Origin of the sequence: Neoroseomonas oryzicola (genome assembly GCF_012163135.1) — a bacterium.
Classification (GTDB): domain Bacteria; phylum Pseudomonadota; class Alphaproteobacteria; order Acetobacterales; family Acetobacteraceae; genus Neoroseomonas; species Neoroseomonas oryzicola.
Window position 1 is genome coordinate 1 of the sequence record NZ_JAAVUP010000021.1, and the last position, 15,627, is coordinate 15,627.

The 15,627-nt window shown below is 68.4% G+C and carries 11 protein-coding genes, 1 tRNA gene and 1 pseudogene; 5 read left to right on the plus strand and 8 right to left on the minus strand.

Annotation, left to right across the window (positions count from 1 at the left end):
• The first annotated feature begins 14 nt into the window (after window positions 1-14).
• A tRNA-Met gene (locus tag GWK15_RS24620) sits at window positions 15-91 on the plus strand.
• A gap of 160 nt (window positions 92-251) precedes the next feature.
• Entirely contained in the window at window positions 252-692 is a 441-nt protein-coding gene (locus tag GWK15_RS26175) for a hypothetical protein (protein ID WP_245211892.1), read from the plus strand.
• Window positions 693-710: 18 nt separating this feature from the next.
• Here GWK15_RS26175 and GWK15_RS26180 read toward each other — a convergent pair.
• From GWK15_RS26180 to GWK15_RS24650, 6 genes and pseudogenes are all read right to left on the minus strand, one after another.
• Window positions 711-1,760: pseudogene (locus GWK15_RS26180) on the minus strand (recombinase family protein); the annotation flags it as partial.
• On the minus strand, window positions 1,757-2,905 hold the full coding sequence (locus GWK15_RS24630; protein WP_168044089.1) for a hypothetical protein: 1,149 nt from the start codon (window positions 2,903-2,905) through the stop codon (window positions 1,757-1,759). The pseudogene GWK15_RS26180 and the gene GWK15_RS24630, both read right to left, overlap by 4 nt.
• The gene (locus GWK15_RS24635; protein ID WP_168044091.1) at window positions 2,902-4,824 is read right to left on the minus strand and encodes a site-specific integrase; all 1,923 of its coding nucleotides are present in this window, start codon (window positions 4,822-4,824) and stop codon (window positions 2,902-2,904) included. Before GWK15_RS24635 ends, GWK15_RS24630 begins: the two co-directional genes overlap by 4 nt.
• 67 nt (window positions 4,825-4,891) lie before the next feature.
• Entirely contained in the window at window positions 4,892-5,125 is a 234-nt protein-coding gene (locus GWK15_RS24640; protein WP_168044093.1) for a hypothetical protein, read from the minus strand.
• 266 nt (window positions 5,126-5,391) lie between these two features.
• Window positions 5,392-6,219: a hypothetical protein gene (locus GWK15_RS24645; RefSeq protein WP_168044095.1), complete on the minus strand. Its 828-nt coding sequence runs from the start codon at window positions 6,217-6,219 to the stop codon at window positions 5,392-5,394.
• 169 nt (window positions 6,220-6,388) lie between these two features.
• Window positions 6,389-6,730, minus strand: coding sequence for a hypothetical protein (locus GWK15_RS24650; RefSeq protein WP_168044097.1), 342 nt, complete (start codon window positions 6,728-6,730; stop codon window positions 6,389-6,391).
• Between the two features lie 619 nt (window positions 6,731-7,349).
• On the opposite strand from GWK15_RS24650, the gene GWK15_RS24655 reads away from it, so the two are divergent.
• The 3 genes from GWK15_RS24655 (at window position 7,350) to GWK15_RS24665 (ending at window position 13,927) form a co-directional block, all read left to right on the plus strand.
• Window positions 7,350-10,064 (plus strand): PD-(D/E)XK nuclease family protein, encoded by a 2,715-nt coding sequence (locus GWK15_RS24655; RefSeq protein WP_168044099.1) that lies wholly within the window; start codon window positions 7,350-7,352, stop codon window positions 10,062-10,064.
• The gene (locus GWK15_RS24660; protein WP_168044101.1) at window positions 10,064-13,450 is read left to right on the plus strand and encodes a UvrD-helicase domain-containing protein; all 3,387 of its coding nucleotides are present in this window, start codon (window positions 10,064-10,066) and stop codon (window positions 13,448-13,450) included. Before GWK15_RS24655 ends, GWK15_RS24660 begins: the two co-directional genes overlap by 1 nt.
• Window positions 13,451-13,630: 180 nt before the next feature.
• Window positions 13,631-13,927, plus strand: a complete 297-nt coding sequence (locus GWK15_RS24665) for a hypothetical protein (RefSeq protein ID WP_168044103.1) — start codon at window positions 13,631-13,633, stop codon at window positions 13,925-13,927.
• A 28-nt stretch (window positions 13,928-13,955) separates the two neighbouring features.
• Here the strand turns inward: GWK15_RS24665 and GWK15_RS26660 are convergent, their stop codons facing one another.
• Together GWK15_RS26660 and GWK15_RS24675 are read right to left on the minus strand one after the other, a co-directional pair.
• A complete protein-coding gene (locus tag GWK15_RS26660) occupies window positions 13,956-14,969 on the minus strand; it encodes a DNA cytosine methyltransferase (RefSeq protein ID WP_168044105.1) in 1,014 nt (337 codons plus the stop codon).
• Window positions 14,970-15,014: 45 nt separating this feature from the next.
• Window positions 15,015-15,524: a DNA mismatch endonuclease Vsr gene (locus GWK15_RS24675; RefSeq protein ID WP_168044107.1), complete on the minus strand. Its 510-nt coding sequence runs from the start codon at window positions 15,522-15,524 to the stop codon at window positions 15,015-15,017.
• Between the last annotated feature and the right edge of the window lie 103 nt (window positions 15,525-15,627).

Below are 15,627 nucleotides of genomic sequence, written 5' to 3' on the forward strand. Positions count from 1 at the left end.
ACCCACCACACCCACGCGGGGTGGAGCAGCCCGGTAGCTCGTCAGGCTCATAACCTGAAGGTCACAGGTTCAAATCCTGTCCCCGCATCCACTGATCGCGTACCAAGGAACACATCAAGCCCATTGGCAGCCGCCAGTGGGCTTTTTGCTGTCCGAGGGCCACGCTCGCCACCCACGCCCGCCGCGCGCAGCATCGCCGTCAGCTCGCCGATCAGCTCCAGCCGGGGCGGGCCGCCGGGCTCCGCCGGTGGATGGACCTCGACACGGTCGATGAGTGCGCGCGCCTCCTCCAGCAGATCTCCGCCCTCGTCGGCCTCCAGCGCCTCGCGCAGCCGCGCCACCCTCTCGCGATAGAGCCCCGCGATGTTGGGGTGCAGCCGGGGCAGCGCGGAGCCCTGGCCGGCCGCGGCGATCTCGGCCTCGAGCGTCGCCTTGCGCGCCTCCAACTCGTCCAGCCGGCCTTGCAGCCCCGGGGCCCGCAGGCCGTCGGCGATGGCATCGACCAGCCCGGCGAGCTTGCGGCGCACGGATTCGAGCTCGCGCCGCTTGCCATCGGTCCCGGCGGTCATCTCGGCCACCAGGCGATTCAGCTCTCGCGTGAACTCGGCGACGAACTCCGCCACCAGGTCCGGCTGCATGAGCTCGCTCCCCAGGGCGGCAAGCACCTGCGCCTCGAGATGGGGACGACGTAGGCGCACCGCGTTGTCGCAGGCGCCCTGGCGGAAGGCCGCCTTGCAGGCGAGGTAGTCGCGCGCGCTGGCCACGAAGCCGCCGCCGCAGGCACCGCACACGACCTTGCCCGACAGCAGGTGCCGCGGACGTCGGTACTGCCAGAGCTGGTCGTCGCCGCTCCGCTGGCCGGCGGGGCTGCATTGCGGTCGTGCCGCCTCGGCGAGGCGGACCTGGACCCGGTCCCAGAGCTCCTGGTCGATGATCCTGAGATCAGGCACATCCTCGGCGACGACGGCCTCGGCCGCGTTCTGTCGGGCAAGCCTGCGGCCGGTCGTGGGGTCCTTGATCCAGCGGCGTCGGTTCCACACCAGGCGCCCGACATAGATCTCGTTGCGGAGAAGGCCGGTGCCGACCCTCGCATGGCCGCGGAGCGCACCGTCCGACCAGAGGCCGCCCCGTGGTCCCGGGATTCCTTCGGCGTTGAGTCGCTTGGCGATGGCGATGGGACTTTGGCCCGCCGCGAACTCCCGGAAGACTCGCTGGACGACGGCCGCCTGCGGGGCATCAATCTCGCGCAGCCCTCGTTCGGGTTCCCCGTCCCGTCCGATCGGGCCGCGCACGACGCGGTAGCCGTAGCAGACGCCGCCGCCGCTGCGTCCCTCCCGCACGCGCCCCTCCAGGCCACGACGCGTTTTGTCGGCAAGGTCCTTGAGGTACAGCGCGCCCATCGTGCCCTTGAGGCCGACATGGAGCTCGCTGATCTCCCCCTCGGCGAGCGTCACGATCCGCGCCCCCGCGAAGCGCGCCTGCTTGAAGAAGCCGGCGATGTGCTCCTGGTCCCGGCTGAGGCGATCCAGGCTCTCGGTCAGCACGACATCGACCTCGCCAGCCCGCAGCGCCCTCAGCAGCGCCTGGTAGCCCGGACGCAGCGCCGTCGCGCCGGACACGGCGTGGTCCGTGAAAGCGCCGACCACCTGCCAGCCCTCGCGCTCGGCACGCGCCCGGCACACGCGGACCTGGTCCTCGATCGAGGCCACGCGCTGGTTCTCGGAGCTGTAGCGGGCGTAGATCGCGCAGCGCTGGATCATGCGGCCTCGTCGCGATTCTGGTCGTTCTCACCGGGGAGGGTATCGCGTTGCCGGCGGCGATCGAAGGCGCGGCGTGCGAGGCCCTCGGTCTCGGCGCGTTCGGCCTCGAGGCCCTTGAGGAAGGCCCGGGCGACGGTCTCCCGCTCGCCCCGGTCATAGGCCTCGGCGAAGGTCGAGCGGGTGATGCCAAGGATTGCCGCGCCATTGGCGGGCACACCCGGGTCCTCGACGGGCGCGACGGTCGCGATGCAGTACCGGAACCGGTGCGGCCCGAAGGCCCCTGCCGGGCCGAATTCCTTGGCCGACTGCCAGCGGATGCGTTTCTCGATGCCCCGCGGCCCGAGTGGCTTGCCGTCCCAGCCGATCCAGAAGGCGTCGGAGAAGTGCCCGCCAAGCAGCTCGGCCCGCTCCACGGTCACGTAGCGGTCGATCCAGGCGCCGAGCGACGGCGGCACGGCATAGGTGAGCGGAAGCCCGGTCTTGACGTCGGCCGGGCCGAGCAGGACGTGCCACTGCCCATCCACGCGGCGCAGTCGCGTGTCGAGGTCGAGGCTCGCGACGGAGCGCAGGCGCATGGCGCGCGCCGCGAGCAGTGCGATCAGCAGGCCGTCGCGCAGCATGACCCGCCGGCGCTGTGGACCGTTCAGCATCACCGCCTTGCGCATGAGGCGCAGGCCCCAGCCGTAGAGCCGGCGCGGGTGATGGATGGCGAAGCTGCGCCGCGTCATGTCGAGTTGCTGGCGGATGCCCACGCTGTCCGGCAGCGTCAGCCAGGCGAAGTCGGCGCCGGGAGCGATGAACTTCAACGCCGCCTTGAGCTCCTGGAGCCGGCCGAAGATGGCGTGGCCCGAGTTCCCGCAGTCGAACAGGATTTCAAGGTACGCGGCAACGCTGTCATCGTTGACGCGAGCCTCGGGCGCCGACGCGGGGTCAAGGCGGCCGCTCCAGGCCAGGAAACCCAGCCAGCGGCCGTAGCCCTCCTGGTACTTCTCCAGCGACGACGGCTTGAGGGCGGCAGCGCGGCTGCGCCCGCTGATCCGACCCCGGCCACGAGGGGAACGCGCCGCCTCCCAGCGGCGCCGGTCCTCGGCCGGCCATTCGTCGAGCGTCAGGCAGCGCCGCCGGGGATCGACCGGGCGACTCACGACGTACCGCCCGGGGCCTTGCCGCCGCGCCGTGCCTTGCGCCGTCCGGCCCAGGCCGCTGCCGCGATGGTGCGCGTCGCCTGCTTCTCGCGCAGGATGATCCCGTCGAAGCGGACCGCCGAGGCCTCGCTCTCGAAGGCGATGTAGAAGGCCTGGGTGGTCCTGATGTCGCGATGGCCGAGGAGGCGCCGGACATCCTCGTAGCGGCCCGGGTACTCCTTGAGGTAGCGCCACGCTGCGAGGTGCCGGACGAGATGGAGGTGGACGTCCACCTCGCAGTAGTCCGCGATCAGCCTGGTGAGCCGTCCCGACAGGCCGGTGTAGCTGCGCGCGCCGGCGCCATCCTCGCCGGGAAAGACGTAGGGATTGTCCACATCAGCCACGGCGGGGCGGAACTTGCTGATGTACTCGTCGATCAGCGCCGCCGAGCGCGGCGGCACCGGCCAGTCCAGGGGCTCCTTGTTCTTGACGTTGTCCGGATAGAGGACGAGCCGCGTCAGCCGTCCGGTGCGGGGATCGAGGCGCTGCAGGTTCCGGTCGAGCCGTAGCTCGAGAAGGCTGCCGACGCGCAGCGGACAGAACATCAGGATCTCGAGGGCGGTCGCCCACAGCGCGAGCCGGGCGGCCACGACAGGACGGCGCTCGGCACGAGCCTCGGCCATGAGCTCGTCGGGCAGGTGCAGCAGCAGGGCGCGGGGGCGCCTCTGGATCAATCGGCGGAGCCGCTGCAGGACCTTGGGCGACATGCCGTCGCCGGGCCGGCGCTTGACGGCATTGGCGAATTCCTTGACCGCGGCGAGATCGGGACCGGCGAGGCGGACGTGGTGGACCGCGACCTGGCGAAGCGTCTCGGCCACCTGCGAAATCTGGCCGCCCTTGACCTCGGCATTCTCGCCCAGGCCATGCTTGGCGGCGTGCCGGTCGGCGATCCAGTCGAGCACGAGGCCGGCACGGTCCGAGGGCTCCACGAGGTCGCGGAGCGAGCGGAGTTCCTCCGCCGGCAATCCCTCTCGGACCAGGATGCTGCCGGCCTGCCTGACGCAGAAGAGCCGTGTCGAGATCGTGCGCGGCCGCAGCCGGATCTTTGGACCGCCCGCGCCCCGTGTCACGAAGCGGGCACGGCGCCGTCCCGTCTCGTCGGTGCGGCTGATGCGCTGACGGTAGAGCTCGAAATCCTCTCGGAAGCTTTCCGGGAAGGCTTCGATGGGGAGCACGTAGGTCTCGCGGCGCCGCAAGCTTGCCAGTTCGTGGGGTGGCCAGCCCGGGTGTCCCGCCCGTACGGCCGCGTTCCAGGCGGTGGCGACGGTGCGTGCCCGATTAGCTGAGGAGGCCGAGAGGCGGGTGCGGCTATCCTCGGCGGCATAGTCGGCCACCGCCTCGTCGTTCACTTGGGCTGGGAGGAGGCCGCGCCCGGCGCAGAAGCGCGCGAAGCCTCGGAGACAAGAGCGCCCAGGTCCGTCCGGCAGGACCTCGAGCACGGCACGCCACGCCTCGGGCAGGTCTGCGTGGCCGCGGCGGGGTGGTGTGTGTAGGGCCAGCCGGCGCAGCGTGGCGCGGACCAGGCTGACGATGTTGGCGAAACGCGCGCGTGCCGTTCCGGCAACGGCGGGCCGCTTGGCGAAGAGGCGTTGGTTCAGCCAGGGGACATCGCACGGGATCGTTGCCTCGGGCTGGCCGATGATCCGTGCGGCGCCCTTCAGAGCCGAGGCCATGTCGCGCCGGCGGGTCGCCGGGACATCCTCCCAGGTCGGGATCAGGTCCAGGGCCTCGGCGAAGCTCGGGGCACGGAGCGACGAAGCCGGCGGCGGCTCGAGGGGAAGCGGAAGCTGCTCGAATGACATTTTTCTGTGATTTCCGTTGTCGGTTCTGGGAAAGCGGCGAGAAGCGGCGATTCGTGAACTCTTATACCAATAGATCACCGGATTTTATTCGTGAGTACTTTCACGAAAATTCCGTAGAGACTTGAGAAAAGGACGAGTGCGGCGCTCACGGCGCGAAGCCATCCTCATCGGGATCGGCCGGCTCCTCGTCGGCGGTGGCGTGTGCCTCCAGCGGGCCTCGCCAGCCGAGCGCGGTGAGCAGTTCGCTCTCCCACACACCGACCACGCCCTCGAGCTTCGCCCGGCGCAGCCGGCCCTTGGCGAACCAGCCGCGGACCGTCCTTGGCCGCTTGCCGGTGAGCTCGCAGATCTCCGCGATGCCCACGAGGCGGTCAGGCATTGGCATCGGTGTCCCCTGGTGTGCCCGTGGGTGACTGCTCCTGCGTCCGGGCTGGAGGGAGCGCCGTGGCCCTTGTGGCCGCTAGATTCGCGAAGTGCTCGCGGGCCGCCGCGCGCGCCATTGCCCTTACCAGCGGCTGCAGGGGCGTGCTGAATGCGCCGGGGCTCTGTGGGTGGGAGCGGGAAGCGGTCATCCTCCCCTGAGGAAGACACGGCGGCCGGGCCGCGAGGGTTCAGGCTTTCTGAATTTCCTGAACCCTCGCTCGATCAGTCCAGCCTGAGGCGGATAACGCGGTTGTCGCTGGCGTGCTCAAGCTCGAGATGCTCGATCGCGGGCTCGAGGCATTGCGCCATTGCAATCATGCGATCCGCGTACTCGGGTGACCGCGCGAGGAACCACCAATCGATCTTCGGTGAGACACCGGGGCGGCCCGAACTCCGCCGACTGTCGGCGGCCTCCTCGACGGCGTCCCTGGCCCATTCGTCCATCACGATGCTGAAGGCGACAACCAGATGGTGGACTGGCCGAAAGGGCCTGAGATTGCGGTTGGCGAAGTTCCTGTCGGCGCCCGCGCTGTCGATACTGGGCATGCGAGCCGGCATTTCCCGCGCTGGATCGCCCTCAAGGACATCGCGGTAGTCGGCCTCGCGGAGCAGTGCCTTTTCGATCTGCGCATTGCGAATAGGCTTACCAATGTGGTCTGGAACCTCCAGGCCCTTTGCCTTGATCAGCGCGCGCTTGAAGAAGGGCTCCAACACGTCAGCGGCAGCCAGCGCGCGGTTCAGCCCGCGGAGCGTTTCCCTGAGCGATGCCTTCGCATCGGTGATATCGAGGATCAGTTCCTCGGGTAGGAACGTCCCGGCTGTCGATCGCCAGAGTGGTTCGGCCCGCTCCAATTCGTCCCAGTAGCACCTGCATATCGACGCCACGCGCCGTTGCCACGCGGCGGTTACAGGGCCCCTCGGCGGGTTGGCGATGGCGGCCAAGAGCATTGCGACGCGCCGGTGCCCGGCTGTGCCTGGCGGGATTCGGATGACAATGCCCGGGACCTCAGCGAAATCGTTCGTATCGTTCCGGAACGCAGGATCCTCCATCGCCTCTCCTGTCGAGCTTGGAAAAGGGTTCTGCTTGGCCGCATGTCACACGATAGAGCGCCGGTCGGGCCATCCAAGACATCACGTCGCAATGACGGTGCACCTGATCGGCAGCTGAGATGTGGGACACGAAAATGCCCCGCCGGATTTCTCCGGCGGGGCCTCCTCGTCAGTTCTTTGCCTCCGATGCGGGCGGCACGGCCCGGAACCAGGCTGCGCCGACCGAACCGAGATCGCGCAACACGAGGCGTCCGAAGCCTTGGAGGCGCGCATGCGCCTCGGCCAGCTCCTGCAGCGTCGCCTGGAGCGCCTCGTCGAAGCACTCCAAGGACGCGAGGACAGCCTTCGCGTCTACGACTTCGTTGTTGCGGAAGGCGGTCAGGTCGTTCTCGCTCATCGCAGCCACGCCCCGCAGTTGGGCGATCGCGGCCTCGATCTCGCGAAGCCCGCGCGCAGCGTCAAGCAACTCGGCGAGCGTACGCTCGCGAGGGAAGGGTTTCCCTTCGGTCATGGTGATGTCCTGGTTGTTGGGATTGAGAAGCGCCGGTTGGTTGAGAACCGACTAAATGTCGAGCACATAGTACGCATGTCCGACGTTACATATATCGATAATCGAAATAATTATTCAATGAAAAATCACAAAGAAGTATAATTGTGGGATTTTTATTGTTAAAATTAGGGCGGTATAGATCTTGTTATATTCAGGATTTCCATATAGATCGGATCTACTGAGAAAATCCGCTATCTGCTGCGACGCCAGTCCGCGACTGTGACGAAGGTGCGACATTGCTGCGCGCGCAGGCGGCCGCTGCTGGGAATGACGCTGCCAGAGGTAACGTGGCCGATTGCGGCGCAATGCGAGCGACGGCGCCCAGCCTACGGTATCTGATTGGGTTGTGCACAAATTTCGCAGCCGCACACGTACAAGAGCTGAGTCCGACGCTGCCCCAACATCACTTCCAGGCGCCCACTGTTTATGAGGATCAGTACGCCTATCCGGATCATAAGTCGGATCAGAGGCCAAGACTACTTGATCGTCCGCATATTATTTCGGATTAGGACGGCGTTGTGCTTCCATGAAGCGTTCCGGTCCGTTAGGTAGCGAAAAGGTCCGGCTCCGAGGAGTGTTCATGGGCAGGCTGACAATCGTCGTTGGAGGGGCTGCGGAACTTGACGCGGCGCGGCTGGAGCTCGCCAGGTCGGATCGCGGTCATGGTGCGCGGGTCGTCCCGGTAGAGGGTCTTGCGGAGCGCCTTGCGGGAGGATTCCGGTCCGGCGTGTCGCCAGACGGCCTCTCGGTGGCGGTCGAGGAGGCGTTGGACGCAATGCCGAACTCCGACCTCGGTGACCTGACGGCAATTCGCGACCTCCCCGGCTTCAGGCGAAGCGTCGTCGCATCACTGCGCCGAGCTTGGCGCGCGGACTTGAACCTCGCCGCCAACGCGGACCGCCACCCGCGCATCGCAGCCATGGCGCAAATTGAGGCGCAAGTCGTCGCCCGGCTGCCCCCGGGCCAAGCCCGGCCACGCGATTTGGTGACCGCCGCTCTGTCCCGGATCAGGCATGCACCCGCGACGGTCGGCGCGGTTGAATTCCGCCGCCTGCCCGACCTCGATCCATGCTGGCGCCCGCTCGCCAGAGCCCTCGCCGAGTTCCGGCCCGGCGTTCCGGTGATCTGGAACGCGGGCTCGTTCGAGGTCCCCGACTGGGTTCGAGAAACGGAAAGTATCGAGATCGAAGCGAAACGAGAGCCTGCGGGCGAGGTGCTGACCTTCGCCTGCGGCGGCCCCCGGCACGAGATCGTCGAGGCACTACGCTGGGCGCGAAAGACCTTGGCAGCGGGCTCGGTCGGCCCGCATCGGGTCGCCATCGCCGCGGCCTCGACGGCGCCCTACGACGACATGATGGCAGCCCTCGCAGAGGAGTCGGGTCTCGACGTGCACTTCGCGCAAGGTCGGCCGGCCCTGCTCACTGCCGACGGCCAGACCGCGGCGGCACTCGCCGATATCCTGCTCAGGGGGCTGACGCAGGAACGCGTTCGCCGCCTAGTCGCCCGCCTAAAGCGGGCCCGCAGCCCTCGCAAGGACCTCCCCGAGGACTGGTACCGGGCGCTCGAGCCGGATGCTACGCTCTCCACGCCTGAGCGCTGGGCGCTGGCCCTCGACGGTGATGAGCGAAAGCCCATCCGCGACGTGCTTCTGCCCCTCGTCACCACCTTCGCAAGGGGTCCCGAGGCGGCCGACGAGGCGGGGCAGCTCCTCGACGGCCCCGCAGCGGAACTCTGGAGGCGCGCCCTGAGGCGCGCCGATGCCGCGGCGCTGGACCGGGAGCTGGCCTCCCTGCGCGTGACCGACGACACCGACCCGGGCAAGAGCATCCTCTGGGCCCCGGCCTCCACGCTTGCCGCAATCCCGCGCCCTCACGTCTGGCTGCTGGGCCTGAACGCGCGCTCCTGGCCGCGGGCTTCACATGAGGATCCGCTGCTGCCCGACCACATCCTTCGCGGCCTACGCCCCCAGGAGACGTCGATCACCCAGGCCGACCGGGTCAGCTTTGAGGCCATCCGGGATTCTGGTGCCGCCGTAATTGCTCGGTCGTTCAGCAGACGAGAGGCGGACGGCCGCAAGCTCGGGCGGAGCCCGCTCATCTCCGGCGAACCGGCGCTGGAGCTGCGCCGCACGCGTATCCCCGACCACGCCATGAGCTGGCCGGACCGCATGCTCGCGCGCCCTGACGACTTCAGGGCGACTCTCGAGGCGCAGGCAGCGCAAGCGTGCTGGGACGACTGGCGGAACGAAGGCGCCATCACGGCGCACGACGGGCGTCTTTCAGTCACTGACCACCCCGCCGTTGTCCGCGCGCTGGGCCGGGTGCAATCCGCCACCTCGCTGACCACCCTCATCCGCAACCCGATCGGGTTCACTTGGCGCTATGCCCTTGGAATGCGGGCTCCTCAGCCTGACGAGGAGCCGCTCGGTCTCGACGCGCGCGCCTTCGGCGACCTCGTTCACGGCATGCTCGAGGAAGCCGTCCTAAGGCTCGAAGCGGGACCCGGCCTTGGCCGCGCCACCGATGCTGACGTCCTGGCGGCCATCTCCGCATCTACCGAGGACGTCGCCAAACGATGGCAGACTGCGCACCCGGTACCGCCAGCTCGGGTCTGGGAGCACCAGTTGGAGCACGCCAGCGACACGGCGCGCGCAGCGCTCCTATTCCCGCTCACCCGGCTTCCAGGCCAGAGGGTCTTCGTCGAGGTTCCCTTCGGGGGTGGCCAGGACGCGGATCGGCCCTTTCCCCGCGGAAGGACGCTCGCGGCGTCGCGCCCGTTGCCGTGGGCGCCCGACGCAAACGTGCCGGTGCCCGGGACGACGCTCGTCGTGGGCGGCCGCATCGACCGGCTCGATCTCTCGGGCAGCGGCGACCAGGCCCGGGTCATCGACTACAAGACCGGCAGGCGGAAGCCGGACGTGCAGCTGAACGGCGGCCGAGAGCTCCAGCGCTGCCTCTACGCCTACGCCGTCGGGGCGCTTTTGAGCGGCCCGCCGAAGGTGGAATCCGGGCTCCTCCACAGCAGGGACGACGCCGGGTTCGACACGCTCGCGGCGCCCGAGGAGGCGCTCGCCAAGCTCTCCGGCGTGCTCGCCGCCGCGGCCGCCGGGCTGCGGGCGGGCCTTTGCCTGCCCGGCGTCGCCGCCGGGACGTCCGGGGCGAAGAGCGAACAGTACGAGCGCGACGACCTCGCCTTCGCGCACCCCGCGGTCCCGGGCACCACGCTCGCGCGCAAGAAGACAGCGGCGCGGGCCCAGCTCGACTCCAACGTGGTCGCCTTCTGGGAGGAGCCGTGATGACCGTCGTCAGCGCCACCCCGCCAGCCCCGACGCCGGATGCGCAGGCACGCCACACGGCCCTGACCGACCTTGGCCGCTGCCTGCTCCTCCAGGCGGGTGCCGGATCGGGCAAGACCTCCGTCCTGGCGGGCCGCGTGGTGCGGATGCTTGCCTCGGGCGAGCCCCCGTCCAGCATCGCGGCCATCTCGTTCACCGAGCTGTCCGCCGCGGAACTTCGTGAGCGCATCTCGAAGTTCGCGCGGGAGGCACTGGCTGGGTCTGTCCCACAGGAGATCGAGCAGGCGTTCCCGACTGGGCTTTCGGCAGCGGAGCGGGAGAACCTCGAGCGCGCTTGCGAGAAGCTCGACGAGTTGGCCTGCACGACCATTCACGGGTTCTGCCGGTTGCTCCTTACGCCCTACCCGGTCGAGGCCGGGATCGACCCCGGTGCCGCCATGCTCGACCAGGCAGAGGCCGACCTCCTGCTTGAGGGGGTATGTGAGCGGTGGCTGCGGGAGCGGCTCTCCCGTGCGCCCGACGCCACGGACATCTTCGTGGACGTCTGGCTCAAGCGCCCGGACGAGGTGGCGAACCTTCTGGACGGCCTCGTCAAGCTCATGCTGCGCCACCGCGGCGCGACGGTGGCAACGTGCCCGACGCCGATCGGCGCTGCGCAGGTGGACATCCTGCGCAGTGCGCTGGGCCGCCTGCAGTCCTTCCGCGGCGCCGACTTTCCCGGCTGGGCGCCCGACGAACTGAGGGATGCGATCGACGATCTGGTCGCCGTAATGGGAGTGTTGCCGCCGCCCGGCGCCACGGAGGCGGAACTGCTGGCCTGGGGCCTCGGCCTGCGCCCGCCTGAGTCCTGCGCCACGGAGAACGGCTTCAAGGCCGACCCCAAGCTCAAGAACAGCAAGGCGGCCTGGGAGGCTGCACGCAAGGCGGCGGGGGAGACCAAGGCGGCTGGCGAGCGAATGGTCGGGCTCGTCTCCGAGGCGCTGAAGCCGGTCCGGGCTGCCTATGAGCGAGTTCCGCTTCTGGCGGCCGAACGGATGCTGCACCTTCTGGCCGGGGAGGCGACCAGCCTGGTGCTGGAGTACCAAGGCGAGAAGCGCAGGTCGGCCGCGCTCGACTTCGGCGACCTGCTGGAGAAGGCGAAGGAGCTTCTCGCGCAGCACGACGACGTGCGTCAGGCACTCGGCGAGCGCTACAGCCGGGTGCTCGTTGACGAGTTCCAGGACACCGACTTCGAGCAGGTCGAGGTGTTCTGGCGGCTCTGCGGCGCCCCGCCTCCGGGTAATCCCTCCGCGCCTTGGGAGACTTGGCCGCTGCGCCCTGGCGCGCTCTTCCTGGTGGGTGACCCGCAGCAGGCGATCTACCGATTCCGGGGCGCCGACCTCGAGGTCTTCAAGCAGGTGCGAGATATAATGCGGGCGGCTGACCCGGAGGCGGTCGTGTCCATCACGCGCAACTTCCGCTCTCGACCGGAGATCCTGACCTGGGTCAACGAGCGGTTCGAGGTGCCCTTGGGAGCCCCAGGTCAGTGCGAGTTCCAGGCGCTCGACGCGGCGCAGGCGACCGTGCTTTCCACGCCCGGCGTCGCGGCCATCGACTTTCTGGACGGCGATGGGGCGAGCGGAACCCGAGATGGCGAGGCCGCCGCCGTCGCAGAGTTCGTCGCGAACGCGATCGGCTCGCTGGACGTGCGGGACAAGGACGGCAAGCAAACGCGCAAGTGCCGGGCGGGGGACATTGCCCTTCTTGTGCCCACGGGCACCGACCTCTGGCGCTACGAGCGCGCCCTGGAGGAAAGGGACATCCAGGTCGCCGCCCAGGCAGGCAAGGGCTTCTTCCGTCGCCAGGAGGTCCAGGACCTCATCGCGCTCACCAGGACCATAGCGGACGAGCGCGACCGGCTCGCCCTGGGAGCCCTGCTGCGCGGGCCGCTCGTCGGGCTGACGGACGAGCAGTTGCTCGATGCCGTGGCGAGCCTGCCCCCGGGCGAGAACGGCCACGCGCCGATGCTGTCGCTCCGGATGGAGCTGCCCGCGACGGCGGACCCGGTGCTGAAGTCGCGCCTTGAGATCCTCGCGGACCTCGCCAAGCGAAAGGGGTCCATGACCCCGCACCTGCTGCTCTGCCGCGCCGTCGAGGAGATGGGCGTGCGCGCGGTTCTCCGGCAGCGCGGCGGTCGGGTGGCCGAGCGGGCGCTGGCGAACGTGGACCTCTTCCTCGAGATGACCCGGGCCTACGAGGTCCGGGGCCTCAAGGCCTTCTCGGACGCCATGCGCCGGGCCTGGGAGGACGGCGAGAAGGAGCTCGACGGCCGTCCCGACGCGGACGAGAACTCTGTGACGCTCATCACCATGCACTCCGCCAAGGGCCTGGAGTGGCCAGTCGTAATCCCGGTGAACGGGGGCACCCTGCTGAAGCGCGACGTCTCGATGGCCTACGACGGGCGGACGCGCACCATCCACGCCTCGGTGTTCTCCCTGAAGACCGACGCCTGTCAGTTGGCCTTCGACGAGGAGAGAAGGCAGGTCGAGTTCGAGCGTCAGCGCCTCTGGTACGTCGCCACGACCCGGGCACGCGACCTCCTGGTCATCCCCAGGGTGCCGGGCGCGGCGACCGCGAAGAACACCTGGTGGTCACTTATCACCTTCCAGCTTGATGCGCTTCCCGCGCTGGACCGTGTAGGCCCAGGCGTGCTTCCGGCGCCGTCGGAGACCTTGAACGGCCAGGATCTCGCGACCTGGCGCGAAGAGGCCGCCCGCATCCGGGCCAGCATCCCGCGCTTCGAGCGGACCATCCCGCATCTCCCAACGGAGAGCGGGGAGACCGTGGCGCCGCCTACTGTCTTGCTGGACCCCGACTTCCCAGCGCCTCCGACGCTGGCGCGGGGAGGCCTGCGGCGGGGCCTCGTGATGCACAAGCTCATGGAGGAGGTGCTGACCGGGGAGACTCCCGACGACCAGGCGGCCCTTGCCTCTAGGTGCGCGGAGCTGAACGCCCAGCTGCCGGACGGCCTAGGGCCCGAGGCGGACCCGGCCGAGACGGCCCGCCTTGTCGTGGCCACGCTCAACCTGCCGGAGGTCAGAGAGGTACGATCGCGCCTAGCGCCGGAGTGGCCGGTCGCGTCGGTATCCCCGTTCGACGAGTACGAGAACATCATTATGGGCGTCGCGGATGCTGTGGTCCCCGAGGAGGGCGGCCCGCCGTCCCTTGTTGTGGACTGGAAGAGCGACCTCGACCCGAGCGAGGACGTCGTGCAGGGCTACGTCAGCCAGCTGCGAGAGTACCTACGCGCCACCGGGGCGCGCGCCGGGATGCTTGTTTTCATGTCTCGCGGGGCGGCGGTGCACGTCGACGGCCCACCGCTGGTTGGGGCAGTTGCTGCCGCGTAGGAGTAAATGCCCGGCCGGCAACCAGAGAGAGGCGGCGCAAACGCCGACGGTTGTCATCCTGCTGTCTGGAGTTGCAGTTGACCCGGTTTCATGGACACCTCCGTCTCAAGCCTCGGGGTGTCCACGGAACCGGGTCAACTCCACCTTCTCACGCCTGCGCGCACGCGCCATGTTCCGTGAATGTCAGGTGAAGGCAGCAGCGAACGGCGTTGGATCGCGGTGGCCGAGGACGGCCGGTACGTGACCCTGGGGCGCGCCTCTGATCCGTCGGAGACCGAGATCCTCAACGCAGAGCAGGCGCTTGTTGCCCAGGGTCTCGCCGGGTGGCTCGCCGTGATGCAGGGCAATCCTTACGTCGGCACTACGCCGCGGCTGATGGAAGTCCGCGTGCTTGGCAAGCCAAAGGGGTCATTCGACGCCGCTGCCGACGCCTGCGTTGCTGCAATCCTGAAACGGCGGCGCGACGTTGGACGCTGACTGCCCCCTGCCGCCGACCGAGACCCGGCTATTCCGCGGCGAGCGCTGGGCTGTGCTGGCGTAGATCGATACCCGCCGCGTGGCCCGCGCCGGTGAGGCTTTCGACAATGGCCCGCATCACAGGGGGGCATACGCCGTTACCGAGAAGCTTGATCCGGTCACGTCTCTGTCCGACGCCGTCTAGGGAGTATGCGCGATCGAATCCCATCGCACGGGATAGCTCGTCCACCTGGAGCATCCTGAGCATCGGCGTGCGCCCTTCCCAGGTCACGAGGCCAAAGCGGTCCAGTGTGGTGATGGTGCGAAGGGGGCGGTCCAACGGTTGCCAGCCGCCGCTCCCGTCCGACCCGTAGTAGACAATCAGGAAGGGCTCCCTGGCCGGAAGTGCGTCCATGGCGCGCTTCGCACGCTCCAACGTTGCTGGCGCGCGACGGTCGCTGAACAGCGGTCTGGACATGTATTTCCCGGGCTTAGCCAGTATGCTGGCCGCGGTCCGAACCCGGCGCGCGCGGGTAACCACATCAGGCGGCACCTGCTCCAGATCGCACAGGATGAAGACGCGGCGGCGGGCCTGCGGCACGCCGAAATCCGACGCATCGAGGACAACTTCGCGGGTGCGATACCCGAGACCGTGGAGTTCCTCGAAGAGTAGGTCGTAGCCGTCCCAACCGCGCATGTGGACTACGTTCTCGATGATGAGCCACCGGGGTCTGGGGTTCAGGTCGCGGGCGAACCTGGTAACGTAGTAGGCGGTTCGCTTGCTGTCCTCGTCGCGGGGACGGCTGCCCCGGGCGCAGGTGTGGTGTGTGCATTCAGGTGACGCGAGGACCAAGTCTATGGGGCCGATGTTCCCCAGGACCTCCGGGCCGGTATCCGGTGTCATGGTCAAGTGGCGCGCCTTGTGGTGCCCGAAGTTCTGGCCGTAAGCCTCGATCGCCCGGTCCCAGGCATCCACGCCGCACACGATCTCGGCGGCCGCAGTCTGGGCACCCCAGCTGCTGCCACCACCGCCACAGAACAGGTCAAGGACGCGAATCGGCACTCACGCAGACTAGCGGGTCCCGAATCCCTGGCCAGGCCGATTCGTTCAAGTGCGGGGAATTCGGCGCTGTCTTCCCTGGCTCGGCAGCAGTTCTTCGACCCTGGCGATGCACCCGTGGAGGTCGCGCTTCACTTGGTGCTCCCAGAGTCGGATGACCGTCCAACCGGACCGTCGGAGCTTCCTGAAGTTCCTGGCGTCCCTGCGGCGGTTTGCCTCGATCTTGGCCTCCCATGCCTCGGTCAGCTTGTCCCGCCAAACCGGCAGACGCCAGCCGTGCCAGAAATCTCCGTCAATGAACACGGCCACCATGGAAGTGCGGAACAAGATGTCGGGTCGGCCGGGTAGATCCCTGGCGTGGGTCTCGAACTCCCAGCCCCTGGACAGCAGCGCTTGGGCAACGGCCCGCTCCGGGCCCGTATCCTTGCCTCGGATCCTTGACATGACTGCACTGCGCTTCTCGGGAGACATAATATCGCCCCTGTGTCGGCGGGCAGAAATGCTGACGTGAGTGCCTGATTGCGCTTGAGGCGACAGTTTCGTAGTTTTTTCTACCATGGTGTCCCGAGTCCATAAATTGACGAGGTTTCGACGCGGCCCCGCGCAAGGCCAAGACCCTCCAATCCTTAGCAGGCTCTACCGTCCCAAATCATCCGACGAC

What these genes read in the sequence shown, in the direction of transcription:
- GWK15_RS26175 (WP_245211892.1), top strand. Translation starts at nt 252, where the DNA reads ATGGACCTCGACACGGTCGATGAGTGCGCGCGCCTCCTCCAGCAGATC.
- GWK15_RS24640 (WP_168044093.1), bottom strand. Translation starts at nt 5,125, where the DNA reads ATGCCTGACCGCCTCGTGGGCATCGCGGAGATCTGCGAGCTCACCGGC.
- GWK15_RS24645 (WP_168044095.1), bottom strand. Translation starts at nt 6,219, where the DNA reads ATGGAGGATCCTGCGTTCCGGAACGATACGAACGATTTCGCTGAGGTC.
- GWK15_RS24650 (WP_168044097.1), bottom strand. Translation starts at nt 6,730, where the DNA reads ATGACCGAAGGGAAACCCTTCCCTCGCGAGCGTACGCTCGCCGAGTTG.
- GWK15_RS24655 (WP_168044099.1), top strand. Translation starts at nt 7,350, where the DNA reads ATGGGCAGGCTGACAATCGTCGTTGGAGGGGCTGCGGAACTTGACGCG.
- GWK15_RS24660 (WP_168044101.1), top strand. Translation starts at nt 10,064, where the DNA reads ATGACCGTCGTCAGCGCCACCCCGCCAGCCCCGACGCCGGATGCGCAG.
- GWK15_RS24665 (WP_168044103.1), top strand. Translation starts at nt 13,631, where the DNA reads ATGTCAGGTGAAGGCAGCAGCGAACGGCGTTGGATCGCGGTGGCCGAG.
- GWK15_RS24675 (WP_168044107.1), bottom strand. Translation starts at nt 15,524, where the DNA reads ATGGTAGAAAAAACTACGAAACTGTCGCCTCAAGCGCAATCAGGCACT.